12 protein-coding genes are annotated in these 14498 nt (G+C 68.9%); 7 read left to right on the top strand and 5 right to left on the bottom strand.

Going from position 1 to position 14498, the window contains the following annotated elements; all coding sequences use genetic code 11:
* Positions 1-175: 175 nt before the first annotated feature.
* Together ACIA8E_RS28865 and ACIA8E_RS28860 are read right to left on the bottom strand one after the other, a co-directional pair.
* The gene (locus ACIA8E_RS28865) at positions 176-856 is read right to left on the bottom strand and encodes a glycoside hydrolase family 11 protein (protein ID WP_399302233.1); all 681 of its coding nucleotides are present in this window, start codon (positions 854-856) and stop codon (positions 176-178) included.
* 720 nt (positions 857-1576) lie between these two features.
* A complete protein-coding gene (locus ACIA8E_RS28860; RefSeq protein ID WP_327122869.1) occupies positions 1577-1957 on the bottom strand; it encodes a tetratricopeptide repeat protein in 381 nt (126 codons plus the stop codon).
* 759 nt (positions 1958-2716) lie between these two features.
* On the opposite strand from ACIA8E_RS28860, the gene ACIA8E_RS28855 reads away from it, so the two are divergent.
* Genes ACIA8E_RS28855 through ACIA8E_RS28845 form a run of 3 tightly spaced genes read left to right on the top strand, consistent with a single transcriptional unit; the run spans position 2717 to position 5905 of the window.
* Positions 2717-3607, top strand: coding sequence for an alkaline phosphatase family protein (locus ACIA8E_RS28855; RefSeq protein ID WP_399302224.1), 891 nt, complete (start codon positions 2717-2719; stop codon positions 3605-3607).
* Position 3608: 1 nt separating this feature from the next.
* The gene (locus tag ACIA8E_RS28850; RefSeq protein WP_399302223.1) at positions 3609-4889 is read left to right on the top strand and encodes an MFS transporter; all 1281 of its coding nucleotides are present in this window, start codon (positions 3609-3611) and stop codon (positions 4887-4889) included.
* Positions 4886-5905 (top strand): TolB-like translocation protein, encoded by a 1020-nt coding sequence (locus ACIA8E_RS28845; protein WP_399302222.1) that lies wholly within the window; start codon positions 4886-4888, stop codon positions 5903-5905. Before ACIA8E_RS28850 ends, ACIA8E_RS28845 begins: the two co-directional genes overlap by 4 nt.
* A gap of 456 nt (positions 5906-6361) precedes the next feature.
* On the opposite strand, the gene ACIA8E_RS28840 is transcribed toward ACIA8E_RS28845, so the two are convergent.
* Entirely contained in the window at positions 6362-6922 is a 561-nt protein-coding gene (locus tag ACIA8E_RS28840; protein WP_399302221.1) for a hypothetical protein, read from the bottom strand.
* An 806-nt stretch (positions 6923-7728) separates the two neighbouring features.
* Here ACIA8E_RS28840 and ACIA8E_RS28835 point away from each other — a divergent pair.
* Both ACIA8E_RS28835 and ACIA8E_RS28830 read left to right on the top strand, forming a co-directional pair.
* A complete protein-coding gene (locus ACIA8E_RS28835) occupies positions 7729-7956 on the top strand; it encodes a hypothetical protein (protein ID WP_399302220.1) in 228 nt (75 codons plus the stop codon).
* Positions 7938-8198, top strand: coding sequence for a hypothetical protein (locus ACIA8E_RS28830; protein WP_399302219.1), 261 nt, complete (start codon positions 7938-7940; stop codon positions 8196-8198). The genes ACIA8E_RS28835 and ACIA8E_RS28830 overlap by 19 nt, the downstream gene beginning before the upstream one ends.
* Before the next feature lie 485 nt (positions 8199-8683).
* On the opposite strand, the gene ACIA8E_RS28825 is transcribed toward ACIA8E_RS28830, so the two are convergent.
* Positions 8684-9151, bottom strand: coding sequence for a transglycosylase SLT domain-containing protein (locus tag ACIA8E_RS28825; protein ID WP_399302218.1), 468 nt, complete (start codon positions 9149-9151; stop codon positions 8684-8686).
* 575 nt (positions 9152-9726) lie between these two features.
* The gene (locus tag ACIA8E_RS28820; protein ID WP_399302217.1) at positions 9727-10971 is read right to left on the bottom strand and encodes a cysteine desulfurase-like protein; all 1245 of its coding nucleotides are present in this window, start codon (positions 10969-10971) and stop codon (positions 9727-9729) included.
* Positions 10972-11348: 377 nt separating this feature from the next.
* On the opposite strand from ACIA8E_RS28820, the gene ACIA8E_RS28815 reads away from it, so the two are divergent.
* Together ACIA8E_RS28815 and ACIA8E_RS28810 are read left to right on the top strand one after the other, a co-directional pair.
* Positions 11349-13007, top strand: coding sequence for an FAD-dependent oxidoreductase (locus ACIA8E_RS28815; protein WP_399302216.1), 1659 nt, complete (start codon positions 11349-11351; stop codon positions 13005-13007).
* Entirely contained in the window at positions 13004-14437 is a 1434-nt protein-coding gene (locus ACIA8E_RS28810; RefSeq protein ID WP_399302215.1) for an ATP-binding protein, read from the top strand. Before ACIA8E_RS28815 ends, ACIA8E_RS28810 begins: the two co-directional genes overlap by 4 nt.
* Positions 14438-14498: the final 61 nt, after the last annotated feature.

Raw genomic sequence — 14498 nt, 5'->3', positions numbered from 1 at the left:
GCCCCCCCCCCCCGCCCCCCCCCCCCGCCCCCCCCCCCCCCCCCCCCCCCCCGCCCCCCCCCCCCCCCCCCCCCCCCCCCCCCCCCCCCCCCCCCCCCCCCCGCCACAGGTGCGGTGTGTCAGGTGTTCGGGGGTCAACTCGCGCTGCGGTTGGCCTTGTCGGAGGACGGGACGTTCATCCGCTCACCGTGATATTGGAGTTCCCGCTGCTCTGATACCCCTCCGTCGCGAGGATCATGTAGTAATTGAAACTACCCATGGGCATTCCATGGCCGGCCCACGCGTCGAAGTGATTTCCGGTGGTTATGGTCCCACCCGTCCTCTTCGACTGCCGGACGCTCCAGTACTGGTTGAAGGTCTTGGTGCCTTCGACGGAGGGGGCGTTGGTTCGCGTCGTCTGGTAGATGTCGTAGGTGCCGCCGTCGCTGGTGACGGTGCCCTTGTACGTGCCCGTGGGCCGGTAAGTGCCCCAGTTGTCGACGATGTAGTACTCCACGAGTGGGTTTGACGTCCACCCGTAGAGAGCCAGATAGGCGTTGCCGGACGGATTGAAGCTGCCAGAGTAGTTCACACTCCTGCGCCCGCCGTTGCTCCAGCCCTTACCGCAGACGAAATTCCCGACGTTGCTCCATGAGGTGCTGTAATTTCCACCGGACCCCAGGGTCATGGAGACCGACCCACCACCATCGGTCCAGAATGAATAGTAGTAGCCGTTATTGGTGCCCGTTTGATTTGTGGTGATGGTCGTGGCGGCGTGGGCGGTGCCGGGCAGCATCATGGCGGTCGTGAGCGCCAACGCTCCGGTGCCGCCGATGAAGCCTCTGCGGCTGAGCGGTTGGGCGGGGAGGTTGTTCATCGGGGCGGGGGCGTCGTTCATGTTCATGCTTCCTCCTCGTGAAGGCCGGCACGGAGGCCAGACAGCGTGATACGACCTGGCCGGCCCGTCGGTGGCCAGGGTGACGCGACCGCGCGTCAGCGTCGTCCAACGCTGCGACGGTTGGCCGGTCGTCGCGTGATCAACGACCGGAGAACCAGGTCGCACGGGCGACCCGGATCGACAGGGGTTGGGGTCCGTCGATGGCGATAGGTTGGTCCGGCTCCGTAAGGTTGTCAACACTTTCGGCAAGGATTCCGAAACCTCATCCTTGGCCAAGGACTCACCGAGAACGCATTAAGCCTGGCCACTGGCTCTACCTGGTTGATCGACTTCAGGGATCGCGGCGGAATCCTCCATTCAGCGATCAAGTTTCGAGTTGATAATTTCGAAAGTTTCGAAGATCTTCCCAATCGCGCTGCGGCGGCAATGGGCTGACGGCCCAGTCGGCCAGGACGACCGGAAAACGGTCGGTTCGGCCCGCAGAGGGAAATGATTGCCGCGCCGGCAGCGGTACGGCCGGCGATGCACTGGGCGCGAGTGAACGGAATCCGGCCGGGTTCGAGGCGGGCGGCTTCGGCGACCCGGACGGCGAGGCCGTCGCGTACGGGCCGGCCTACGATTCTCCGTGGGCGTGGACGCACATCTCGTCCGCGGCCTGAACGCACGGGGAGGGCGGACCACCGGCAGCCGGGAGCAGCCTCAAGCGGCGAGTCGGGGGGAAGAATTGCGGGGGTGCCTGAGAGCAAGGAGGTCCCGTGCGGTCATCGTGTCCGCGGCCCTCATATGTGGCGCGGCCTCGGAGCAGCGGTGCTGGCGCTCCAGGACGCGGGCGAGCGCGAGGTGAGCAGAGGGGTGGGCGGGCTCAGCACGCAGGACGTGGCGCAGCTCCGCCTCAGCCAGGGAAAGCTGCGCCGTGTAGTAGTACGAACGAGCGAGGAGCATCCGGAGGTCCAGGTTGCGGGGCGCCGCGGCAACCAGATCCTTGAGAACCCGGGAAGCCGCGCGGTAACGCTGGGATTCGAAGAGACGGCTCGCGTACTGCCGCCGCTCGTTCCAGCTCACTCCCTGTATGCCGACCATCACGTTCTCCGTTCACTGCACGAGCATGCGTTCTGCGGTGCAGGCACCTGGCGCCCACGGTGTTCCGGGGCGCGAGGGCCGATGGCCCTGATGGTTGAAACTTCATTGAAGTTTGAATCATTCCCATGCGGTTCTCCCCGTAGGGAAGGAATCCCAGTCGGGGGCCGTGGGGCGACTCACCCCTCCGCGGGCCTAGGGGAGACCGGGGCACGTGCGGGGTCGACGGCCTCGGCGCGACAAGGGCCGGAGACGCGATGGTTTCGTCGAAGCGGGCGCGGGTCAGCAAGCAGTGATGGAGCGGTCCCGGCCACCGTTCGGATCCCGATCGCGCAGGCGTTCACCGCGCCGCCGGGGCAGACGCGCTCAGCCGCCACGAGCTGGAACTCCTCATCGCCCATCGCGACGGTCTCGAATCCTCGGCGCTGGTCGAAGGCCTGCGTGCCGATACGAACCTGCCCGGGCCGGTCGGCCTGCCGCTGGACAGCACCGCCACCCAACAAGTGCTCGGTACCGCATTGCGCGGGGCTCGAGAATTCCTGGGTGTTCCCACGTCCTACGCCTGAGCTCAGTTCAGGGACAGCGGACGGGGTGTGGGCCGGCGGAAACGGAACGGGCCGCAGTCGCCGGCGGGCAAACAGTGCGCAGGAGATCGTTCACCCGATCTTCATGCCCCTTGCGCGATTCGGTACGCCGGATACATCTTGGCGTGAGCATGCTCTGTCTGCACCGCCCCCGTCACTCCCCCACCGGAGGTTCCCAGTGCCCGGCAGATCCGTGTTCCGCCGCAGTCGCACCGCCCTCACCTGTGCCCTGACCCTCACCGCTGCCGCCGTCGTCGGCCTGTGGACCGGCATCGGCGGCTCCTCGTCCGCCCAGGCCGCGGCCGGCGTGCCAACTCCCGACCACGTGATCGTCGTGGTCTTCGAGAACCACGGCTACAGCCAGGTCATCGGCTCCTCCAGCGCCCCGTACATCAACTCGCTGAAGAGCGGAGGCGCCAACCTGAGCGCCTCGTACGCCGAGACGCACCCCAGCCAGCCCAACTACTTCGCCCTGTTCTCCGGCTCCACGCAGGGCATCACGGACGACAGCTGCTACACCCCCGGCTTCTCCAGCAACCCCAACCTCGCGTCCGAGCTGATCGCCGCGGGCAAGACCTGGGCGAGCTACAACGAGACGCTTCCCAGCCAGGGTTCGACCACGTGCAGCAGCGGCAGCTACGCCCGCAAGCACAACCCGTGGTTCGGCTTCAGCAACGTCCCCACCTCATCCGCGTACACCTTCCAGCAGTTCCCCACCGACTACACGAAACTGCCGCAGGTCTCCTTCGTCGTCCCGAATCTGTGCAGCGACATGCACGACTGCTCGGTCTCGAGCGGTGACACCTGGCTGAAGAACAACCTCGGCGCCTACGCGACCTGGGCGAAGACCCACAACAGCCTCCTCGTCGTCACCTTCGACGAGGACAACCGGCTCAGCGGCAACCGCATCCCCACAGTGCTCTACGGCCAGCAGGTGACCCCCGGCTCCACGGCCTCCACCACGTACAACCACTACGACCTGCTGCGCACGCTCGAGGACATGCACGGCCTCGGCCACGCGGGCAACGCGGCGTCCGCCAAGGACATCACCGGGGTCTGGGCGTCCTGACATGTACGTAGCGGACAGCCGCGCCACCCGCGCGGGGTCCGCCGAGCGCGCCGCCAGGCCGGGCACTCCCCCGGCCCGGCGGCGTGTGGCGGTCGCCCCCACGGTGCTGGCGCTCGGCACGGTCAGTCTGATCACCGACGTGTCATCGGAGATGGTGACGGCGGTCCTGCCGCTCTACCTGGTGGCGGGGCTCGGCCTCAGCCCGCTCGGCTTCGGGCTCCTGGATGGCGTCTACAACGGTTTCTCGGCCCTGGTGCGGCTGGTCGGCGGCCACTTCGCGGACCGGGGCGGCGGGCGCCACAAGCCCGTCGCGATCATCGGCTACGGCCTCTCGGCGCTGTGCAAACCCCTCCTCCTCATCGCCCACACCCTCACGCCCATAGGCCTCGTCCTCGCGGTCGACCGCACCGGCAAGGGCCTGCGCACCGCGCCACGCGACGCTCTGATCTCCTTGTCATCGCCACCGGAGGCCCGCGGCCGTGCCTTCGGTGTCCACCGCGCGATGGACACCGCGGGCGCCCTGCTCGGCCCGCTCGCCGCCTTCCTGATCCTGCGTGCCACGATCGACGGCTATGACGCGGTGTTCACGGTGAGCTTCTGCGTCGCGGTGGTCGGCGTGCTGGTGCTGGTGCTGTTCGTGCCGGGCGGGGGCGCCGCACGCCGTACCGACCAGGCGACCCAGCGGCCCCGCACCACGCTCCGAGCCGCCCTCGCCCTCCTGCGGCGGCCCGGCATCCGGCGTATCTGCATCTGCGCCCTGCTGCTCGGCCTTGCAACCGTCAGCGACTCGTTCGTCTACCTGCTGCTCCAGCGCCGCCTCGGCGTGCCCGACCGCTGGTTCGCGCTCCTGCCGATCGGGACCGCCGCCGCCTTCCTGCTGCTCGCCCTGCCACTGGGGCGGCTCGCGGATCGGGTGGGCGCCTGGCGGGTGTTCCTCGCCGGCCACGGGGCGCTGCTCGCCGCGTACGGCCTGCTGCTTTCGTCCTGGCACGGCACGGCGCTCCCGTACGTCGTGCTCATCCTGCACGGTTCGTTCTACGCGGCCACGGACGGCATTCTGATGGCGGCGGCGTCGGAGAGTGTGCCCGAGGAGCTGCGTTCGTCGGGGCTCGCCCTGGTGCAGACCGGGCAGGCCGTCGCCCGGTTCGTCTGCTCGCTGGCCTTCGGCGCCGCGTGGACCGCGTGGGGCGACCGCCCAGCGCTGCTGGCGGCCGCGGTGGTGCTCGCCGTGTGCGCCGTCTTCTCGTTCCGTCTCGGCCCGACCGCGAAGGTTTCCGTATGACGAACGCCCGTACCAGGCTGCTTGTCCTCGTCTGCGCGGTCGCCGTGCTCGCGGCGGTCGCCACGGCCTCCGTGCTGCACGCCGCCGCGCGCTCCGAACGGCGTGACGTGGCTCGGCCGGGCGGCCCGATTATCTCCGCGGGCCGGGTCACCCTCACCGACAAACGGCGGATCGTGTTCCGGAACATGGCGTGGGGGCCTCACCGCGACGAGCTGACGACGGTCCCGGCGGCGTCGCCCACGGGCGCCCGCACGGCGTCGGGTGTCAAGTGCCTGCGCTTCTACGCGGCTTCGGGCACCGGAGTCTGCCTCCAGGCCGTGCACGGAGCGGTGCAGGACAGCTACCGGGCCACGATCCTCGACACGCACCTCAGGGAGCGGGCGCACTACGCGATCCCCGGCATACCCTCCCGCGCCCGGGTCTCCCCCAGCGGGCGGCTGGCGGCCTGGACGGTCTTCGTAGGCGGCGACAGCTACGCCGGCACGAACTTCTCCACCCGCGCGGCAATCCTCGACACCCGCACCGGCAAGCTCACCCCGAGCCTGGAAGGCTTCGCGATACGCAAAGACGGTCACCGCTACCGGGCCGCGGACGTCAACTTCTGGGGCGTCACCTTCGCGGCCGACGACCGGCACTTCTACGCGACCCTCGCCACCAAGGGCAGGACCTATCTGGTGCGGGGCGACCTGCGCACCCGCACGCTCACCACCCTCCGGACGAACGTGGAGTGTCCTTCCCTCTCCCCCGACGGCACCCGCATCGCCTACAAGAGCCGCGACGAGGGCCTTCCCGCCGACGCCCCGTGGCGACTGCACGTACTGGACCTGCGCACGCTCAGGGACCACCCCCTGGCCGAAACCCGCAGCGTGGACGACCAGGCGGTCTGGCAGGACGACACCACTCTCACGTACGCGCTCCCGGGCGACTACGGCGCGGACCTCTACGCGGTGGCAGCCGACGGCGCAGGCGCCCCGCACCGCATCCTGACGGCGGCGGTATCCCCGGCGTACCTGTGAACGAATGACATCGTCGGCTGACGGATCCGGCCTGCGCCGGAAAGGATCCGCGTCCGGCGGATCGGACCCGGGCAGGCCGCCACGCGGGCACTCGGAAAGCCTCGCCACGAAAGGGTGGTTCACATCTCCGGCAGTACCTCCGTGCAACCCTGGGCGAACCTCTCCGGACCCCTTTCGGCGTAGTCCGCAGGCCCGCATCGCAAGGTGCTCGGGGACCCACGGGCACGGGGGCCGGGGTCAGGTCGGCAGGGCTGCAGCCGACCGGGTCCGCCTTGCCGCGACACGCAGGGAACTCGGTGAACACCTAATCTCGCGTAGAGGGTGTATGGGACGCAGGACGCGGTTCGTGCATGTGCCGTCCGGTGCGGTGCATCCACCGCCGAGTCTCCCCCATACGCCGGAAACCCCGGCCCGATTCCGACGGGCCGGAGTTTCCGTGTTGGGCGGGTGGAGCTGTTACCACTCGCCGCGGTGTTCCCTGACCACTCGGAAGCTGCCCACGACGCCATTGCGAACCTTCACGCCGCCGTGGACCTGGCGGGTGAAGACGCCGTTGCTGGTGCTCCAGGGGCCGACCGTGGCGACCGGCGAACCGTTGTCGCAGGTCGCCCCGCGGAAGAGCTCGACAGACCTGCGGCTGTCGTTGCGGACGTTGAAGCTCCGCGAGCCCAGCCCGCTGACCACAGTGATGCAGCCCTCCTCCGAGCGGGCGGAGTACGACCGCTCGTTGATGAAGATCCGGCCTTCGTACTTGTAGCCGTGGCCACCACCGTAGCCACCGCCACCCCCGTAGCCGCCTCCTTCATTGCCCTTCCCGCCCGCGTTTCCGCCTTCGTTTCCGCCTGCGCCACCGAGCGGAGCCGCCGCAGGGGCACCCTGCTGGACGGCCGGCGCGGCCTGCTGGACGGACGGGGCGGCCTGGGGCGAACCAGCGGCCGAGGCATAGGTGATACCAGTAGTTGCGAGGACCGCGGCGCCCACTGCGGCAGCGGTCACGGCGACGGTACGCGTCGTCATGTCATTCTCCCTTGTCTCTGAGGGTCGGCCGGGCAACCGGCCTGAATTAAAAGTACTTATGGCGCCTTTACCTGTCATATCGGATACATCGAAAGCGTGACAACAGGGGGCCGAACGGGCGTACAAACGGCCGGTGCCGCACACGCGACACGGACATGACGCTCCGTCAATACGTAGGAAAACAGACCCATTTGGGAGATAATTAGGCCTTCTGGGCGACTTCATGACACCCACTCACCCTCTCGGCCCCTGAACATCCGTCATGGACACTCACCCCGCGCCGGCCGATCACATCCCTTTCGCGTACCAAGAGGGTGTCGGCATGCCGCACACGCCTCGCCGACACCACCACGGCCCACCCCGTCGACGGGCCCCCGTCAGGCCGACCCGAGAGCGCAGCTTCGGCCGGGGTGGCTGTGAGGCTTCTGGCGGATCCATCGCACGTGAGGGGTTGCTTCACTTCGAGAGCGTGTGTCTCTTACGTCCCCTATGCACCGATGTGCTAGACAACTCCAGTAATCCGGTGCCCCACGCCGGACCCGCGGGACGGCCCTGACATCACACCGATGACGACGTCAGGGCCGTCACCATCCGGAGACGCGCCGACGACACGGCGGTATGGCCCAACAGAACGGCGAACCCCCATGGGTGCCGGGCGGGCCCGGTTCCGACCCGCCATACGGGAAGCGTCGAAGCCGCCAACGATCCCCAGGACCCGGCCATGTGCTTTCGAGTGGCACGTCCGGCCGGCGGGTGATGGAAAGCCGTTCGCCGGGCCTGGCCGACACCGGCCATGATCCGCACTCGTGATGACGCCGAAGCAGCTCCTGGTCCGGAGCGCCGCCCGCAACAATGCCGAGTGGTTCGCGGCGACGAGCCGATCGCACGAGCTGTCGAGCGAGTTCGAAGCGCAGGCCTGGGCCGCGCCGACCCGCACGCCGCTCCACCACCCCGCCGCGGTGACGCTGGTTACCGCGTGCGACCCGGTCGCACTGGCGGCCGGACCGACACCACTGTGCCCGGCACCTCCATAAAGGACGGCTTCGCCGACCCAGACCTGACGGAGGCCGACTTCCAGGTGCTGTTCGAGGCGGAGTGGATCCACTGTCCGGGGAGTGCGCCCGTCATCCCCTCGGGTCCTGCCTGGCGTGTGCCGGGCGCCCCGGACAAGCTACTCGCCTGGGACGACGGCGACGGCTACGCGGGGCTCATCCGGTCCGAACTGCTCGAGGACCCGGCTTCGTGCTCGCCGGAGACTCCTCCGGCGGCCGGGTGATCGCCGGAGCGGTGGCGAGCCGAAGCGACCATGTGGTCGGCATTCCCAATGTCTTCGCACTGAATGGAGGCCCGGAAGCGGCCTGGCCGCTCGTACTGGACGCGATGCACCGGCTCTTAGCCACCCTGCCGCTGCGGATCCGGCTGCACGGCCGACGGCTGCCCCGGATCACTTGGCGGAACAGCGCGCGGCGTCGGATGCGGTGCATCGCAAGGCGGAGGGGTGTCCTCGTACGCGCGCATCCGGGTGTTCCGAGAACGCAGCGTCGTGCTGTACCTGTTGTGCGCCCGCCAGGGGGTACCCCCCTGCGGGCCGATGCGTCCAGGTCAGCTCCGCGTGCGGGCTGCAGTGGACGCCGTTCCCCGGAAGCCGCGCGGGCCCGGGGCCCTGACCGCGGCTGCGGTGCGCCGGTACGCCCGTGCGTCACGAGGTCAGGGCGTGCCGGTGCGTCAGGCAGGGTCCGGTCGCGTGGCCGCGCTGTGTGGTCAGTAGGCCGAGTTGACGTTGTCGATCGAGCCGTAGCGGTGCGCGGCGTAGTTGCAGGCGGCGGTGATGTTGGCGACCGGGTCGTAGATGTTCTGGGAGGTGCCGCTGACGTGGTACGTCTTGAAAGTGGGGTCGATGACCTGGAGCAAGCCCTTGGACGGTATGCCCTTGGCGGCGTTGGAGTCCCAGTTGTTGATGGCGTTCGGGTTGCCGCTCGACTCGCGCATCAGGTTGCGGTAGATGCCGTCGTAGCTGCCGGGGATGCCCTTGGCGCGCATGACCTCCAGTGACTGGTTGATCCAGTTGTGGACGCTGCCGCCGGGCTGGGCGGGGGTGGCGGCCGAGGCGGCCGGGGCGCTGACGACGGTGCCGGCCATGACAGCGGCGCCGGCTGCGACCATGCCCAGCGAGATCTTCTTGGTCTTGGTCAGGCGGGCGAACTTCTTGGGCATCGCGGTGAGCTGCATTCGGTAATTCCTTTTAAGTCGCCGGGTGGTGATGCCAAGGATTGTTAGGGGAGGGGGAAACTCGGGTCAATGCCCCCTCTTTACTAACGGTATTCGTACCGGGCATTTGAAAAGGGTCAGAGAAGTGCCTTCGGGGCCCGTAAGCGGGGGCCGGTGGCCTACTATTCGATTTCGGAGTGGCGCCCGTCACGTGGCTCACCCCACACGGCAAATGGCTCGAATCGGCACAAGAGTGACGCAGGTCATGTGGCCTGCGTCATATCGCGAACGCTCTATTCGCTCGCCGTAATGCTGGATAAGCATTCCGTATTGGCGGTGGGGAGGAGGCGGCTATTCGTGCGAACCGGCTGGGAACCCCGGCCTTTGGCCGTGCGCGACCGATCCGGTGGCGGCACACCACGCGGACGGTGCAAAGAACTGATCCGGCGTCGCGCGGTCGTGCGCATGGTCGGGCCGGGGAGACCGAGCGGGAGGGGGACACGGGCCCGCATCGGTGCGCCGCAGGGCTTGGGGGCTGCGATGGCCCCCTGAGCCCGTACGCAGTCACACGACTGATCGGCCTCCCGCCGCGTGCCCTACCGGTGGGGGCCCTGTTCGTCCCTGGGCGCCACCGGGACAGCCCTTAGGAAACCGGACAGCGCATCCAGCAACCGATCGACGTCCTCGTCGCTGCTGTAGGGGGCCAGGCCGATCCGCAGCCCGCCGTCGTCGCCCAGTCCGAGCCGGCGGGATGCCTCCAGCGCGTAGAAGGACCCGGCCGGAGCATCGACGCCGCGCTCCGCCAGGTACTGCGAGGCGGCGGTCGCGCTGTGGTCCGCCAGGGTGAGCAGCAGGGTCGGGGTGCGCCGGGCGGCCCGGGAGTGCACGGTGACGCCACCGAGGGCGGCCAGCCCCTGTTCGATGCGGGCCCGCAGGGCGTCCTCGTGGGCCTCGATCGACGCGAAGGCGGCGATCAGCCGTTCCCGGCGGGTGCCGTCGGCCACTGGGGCCAGACCGGCGAGGAAGTCCACCGCCGCGTGGGCCCCGGCCAGCAGCTCGTACGGCAGGGTGCCCAGCTCGAAGCGCTCGGGAACCGCGTCGGTGGAGGGAAGCAGCTTGTCCGGCCGCAGCGTCTCCAGCCTCTCGGGACGGCCTGCCAGCACGCCCAGGTGCGGGCCGAGGAATTTGTACGGCGAGCAGACCAGGAAGTCCGCGCCGAGGCCGGACAGGTCGACGGCGGCATGCGAGGCGTAGTGCACAGCGTCCACATGCAGCAGGGAACCGGCGCGGTGCACCAGGTCGGCGACGGCGGGGATGTCGGGGCGGGTGCCGATGAGGTTCGACGCCGCGGTGACGGCCACGAGACGGGTGTGTCCGGAGAGCACCCTGGCGATGTGCTCGGTCGTCAGCTCGCCGGTGGCCGCGTCGAAGTCTGCCCATCGGACGGTTGCGCCGACGGCCTCTGCCGCCTGGATCCAGGGGCGGATGTTGGCATCGTGATCGAGCCGGCTGACGACCACCTCGTCGCCCGGACCCCAGTTCTTGGCCAGGGTGCGGGACAGGTCGTAGGTGAGCTGGGTGGCGCTGCGGCCGAACACGATGCCCCGCGGATCGGCGCCCAGCAGGTCGGCCAGCGCGCGGCGGGCGCCGGCCACGATCGCCTCCGCGTTGCGCTCGCCCTCAGTGGTACGTCCCCGGTTGGCGAGCGGGTTGGCCAGCGCATCCATGAGGGCGTCGATCACCGGTTGTGGTGTCTGGGTGCCGCCGGGCGCGTCGAAGCGGGCAGAGCCTGACTTCAGGGCGGGGATCTGCGCGCGGACCGCGTCGACGTCGAAGGCCATGCGTACTCCTGAGGGCGAGGGGCGTGCGGGGCCGCGGGCGGCTCCGGGCGGCAGGTGCCGGGAAACAGCGCCACCGATGCGGGCGCACTGCCCCGCAGCCGGCTGCGGTATGCGCCGCGGCCCGCCTGCGGGCTCCAGCGCGTTCGCCGGTGGTGATTCGGAATTCCACCACACGGCCGGTGCCCGACTCGGAGCGGTACTGGCCGACGTAGGACGTTCTGCAACCTGCCGGGTCCATTTCGGGTGGCCTGGCACCCACGTGTCTCCGGGCGACACCGGTCGATGGAGGGCGCCGGGTGGCCGGGGCCGCCCCATCTGCCCGGCGGCCACGCCGGCTGAGGCCGTCATTTCCTCGCCTTTGCGGCAATGATGGATACATGCCGAACCCGACGATCCTGACTGTCGACGACGACCCGGCAGTCTCCCGGGCTGTCGCCCGCGACATCCGGCGGCAGTACGGCGACCGCTACCGCATCCTGCGCGCACTCTCCGGCCGCGATGCCCTGGAAGCACTGCGTGAGCTCAAGCTCCGTGGCGATCCGCTCGCGCTCATGCTCGCGGACTACCGCATGCCGCAGATGAACGGCATCGAGTTCCTCGAGGCGGCCATGGACCTCTTTCCGCTCGCCCGTCGCGTGCTGCTCACTGCCTACTCGGACACGGAAGCGGCCATCGACGCCATCAACGTCGTGGACCTCGACCACTATCTCCTCAAGCCATGGAGCCCGCCGGAAGAGCACCTGTATCCGGTGATCGACACCCTGCTGGACCTGTGGCACGCCACGCCTGATCCGGGAAACATGGAGACGCGCGTGGTCGGGCACCGCTGGTCCGCTCCCTCCTTCACGGTCCGCGACTTCCTCACCCGCAATCTCGTCCCCTATCGCTGGTTGTTGTCCGACGAGCCTGAGGGGGAGCGCCTACTGGCCGCCGCAGGGCTGTCCGCGGCCGATGTACCGCTGGTTGTCACCCCGGACGGAAAGACTCTGGTCGCCCCCACCGAGCGGGAGCTCGCCGCGCAGGTCGGACTCAGTACCGTTCCGGCCTCGGACTTCTACGACCTGGTGGTGGTCGGTGGGGGACCGGCCGGTCTGGGAGCTGCTGTCTACGGCGCTTCGGAGGGACTGCGTACGGTGCTGGTGGAGCAGCAGGCGACCGGCGGGCAGGCCGGTCAGAGCAGCCGTATCGAGAACTACCTCGGCTTCCCCGACGGCGTCTCCGGTTCCCAGTTGACCGAGCGGGCCCGCCGCCAGGCGCTGAAGTTCGGGGCGGAGATCCTCAGCGCGCAGCAGGCTGTCGCGCTGGAGGTGACGGGATCGGGCCGGGTGCTGCGCCTGGGTCCGGAGAGCTCCATCGCCGCGCACACGGTGGTCCTCGCCACCGGGGTGTCCTACCGGCGGCTGGCCGCCGCCGGGCTGGAGGAGTTCACGGGGGCGGGCGTCTTCTACGGATCCGCCGTCACCGAGGCGCCCAGCTGCTCCGGGGAGGACGTGTACATCGTCGGCGGTGCCAACTCCGCAGGGCAGGCGGCGGTGTATTTCTCACGCTACGCACGGCGTGTTCACATCCTCATCCGCCAAGGTGATCTGAGCCGTTCGATGTCCAGCTATCTGATCGACCAGATCAACGGCATCGCCAACATCGACATACACCCGTGGACGGAAGTGGTCGGCGCTGAGGGCGAAGGGCACCTGGAGCAACTGTCCCTCCGTGAGAGCCGGTCCGGCGGTGTGCGCACCGTTGCCGCGTCCTGGCTGTTCATCTTCATCGGGGCCGAGCCGCATACGGAGTGGCTGGCGGGGGTGGTCACCCGCGATGAGCGCGGATTCGTGGTGACCGGCCCCGACCTGGTGGCCGGAGGGGAGAGGCCCGCCCGGTGGCGGCTGCCGAGGGATCCGTACCACCTGGAGTCGAGCGTGCCCGGTGTCTTCGCCGCGGGGGATGTGCGCTCCTCCTCGGTCAAACGTGTCGCGTCGGCCGTCGGCGAGGGAGCCATGGCCGTCGCGCTGGTGCACCGCTATCTGGAGGCGCAGTGACCACGTCAGCACATCTGTCACCGGCGCAGTTGCGGACCCTGTTCCTGTTCGAGGAGCTCAGCGATGAGCAGCTCGACTGGCTGGCAGAGCGCGGCCGTGCGGAGCAACTGCCTGCCGGGAGTGTGGTGTACGCGGAGGGCGAGCGGGCCACGTGCTTCTTCGTGCTGCTCAGCGGAGCGATCGCGCTCAGCCGTGTGCTGCACGGCGACGAGGTGGAGGTCACCCGCACCGATCAACGCGGTGTGTACAGCGGGGCGACTCGCGCGTACCTCGGGGACCGCGTCGAGCAGCGGTATCCCCACACCATGCGGGCTGTCACCGATGCCGAGTTCTTCGTACTGCCTGCCGATGATTTCGCGAGCGCGATCGGCACATGGTTCCCGATGGCACTTCACCTGCTGGAGGGCTTGTTCTTCGGTTCGCGTGCGACCAATGCCATCGTCAATGAGCGCGAGCGTCTGCTGGCTCTGGCGTCTCTGTCGGCAGGGCTCACACATGAGCTGAACAATCCTGCGGCAGCCGCTGTACGGGCCACCGCGGCCCTGCGGGAGCGAGTGACCGCTATGCGCCACAAGCTTGCCATGATCGCTGACGGCCGACTGGACGGAAGTGAGCTGCATCGTCTCGTGGAGCTGCAGGACGACGCGGTTCAACAGGCCGCTGCGGCTTCCGGTCTGCCGGCGCTGGCCGCTGCGGATGCGGAGGACACGGTCGGCGACTGGCTCGAGGAGCGCGGGGTCACGGAGGCGTGGGAGCTTGCACCGACTCTGGTCGCCGCGGAAATCGGCGTGCCGTGGCTGACCTCGGTGGCCGACACCATCGGTGAGGACAATCTCGGCTCCACGGTGAGGTGGCTGGCGTACACCATCGACGCGGAACTTCTGATGGGTGAGATCGATGACGCCGTGACCCGCATCTCGGGACTGGTCGGCGCCGCACAGCAGTACGCGCAGCTGGACCGGGCGCCGCAGCAGACCGTGGATGTGCACACGTTGCTCGATGCCACGTTGACGATGCTGCGGGCGAAGATCCCGTCCGGCGTCGCGGTGGTGAAGGACTATGACCGTGAACTACCGCCGATCCTGGCCTTCGGAGCCGAGCTGAACCAGGTGTGGACCAACCTGATCATCAACGCCGTCGACGCCATGCCTGCCGGGGGCACGCTGACGATCCGGACGTGGCGGGAGGAGGCCCACCTGCTCGTGGAGGTGGCCGACACCGGCACAGGGATTCCGTCCGACATCAGGCCCCGGATCTTCGAGCCCTTCTTCACCACCAAACCGGTCGGTGAGGGCACTGGGCTGGGGCTGGACATCACCTACCGCATCGTGGTCAACAAACATCACGGGGACATCCGGGTCTCCTCACAGCCGGGCGACACTCGCTTTCAGGTGTGTCTGCCCATCGAGGCGCAGGACGAGGGGTCCTGACGGCGCCGCAGGTGCCGCCCTGCCCGAATTCGGCCAGGTGTCTGCGGAGTTCCGTCCGCTG

It is taken from the genome of Streptomyces sp. NPDC051664 (assembly GCF_044453545.1).
Taxonomy (GTDB): domain Bacteria; phylum Actinomycetota; class Actinomycetes; order Streptomycetales; family Streptomycetaceae; genus Streptomyces.
Note: the sequence above shows the minus strand (reverse complement) of the source record. Positions and strands in the feature narration are given on the sequence as shown.

Bases quoted from the DNA above. Each gene is read 5' to 3' on its own strand.
- ACIA8E_RS28865 (WP_399302233.1), bottom strand. From the start codon at position 856: ATGAACAACCTCCCCGCCCAACCGCTCAGCCGCAGAGGCTTCATCGGC.
- ACIA8E_RS28860 (WP_327122869.1), bottom strand. From the start codon at position 1,957: ATGGTCGGCATACAGGGAGTGAGCTGGAACGAGCGGCGGCAGTACGCG.
- ACIA8E_RS28850 (WP_399302223.1), top strand. From the start codon at position 3,609: ATGTACGTAGCGGACAGCCGCGCCACCCGCGCGGGGTCCGCCGAGCGC.
- ACIA8E_RS28845 (WP_399302222.1), top strand. From the start codon at position 4,886: ATGACGAACGCCCGTACCAGGCTGCTTGTCCTCGTCTGCGCGGTCGCC.
- ACIA8E_RS28840 (WP_399302221.1), bottom strand. From the start codon at position 6,922: ATGACGACGCGTACCGTCGCCGTGACCGCTGCCGCAGTGGGCGCCGCG.
- ACIA8E_RS28825 (WP_399302218.1), bottom strand. From the start codon at position 9,151: ATGCAGCTCACCGCGATGCCCAAGAAGTTCGCCCGCCTGACCAAGACC.
- ACIA8E_RS28820 (WP_399302217.1), bottom strand. From the start codon at position 10,971: ATGGCCTTCGACGTCGACGCGGTCCGCGCGCAGATCCCCGCCCTGAAG.
- ACIA8E_RS28815 (WP_399302216.1), top strand. From the start codon at position 11,349: ATGCCGAACCCGACGATCCTGACTGTCGACGACGACCCGGCAGTCTCC.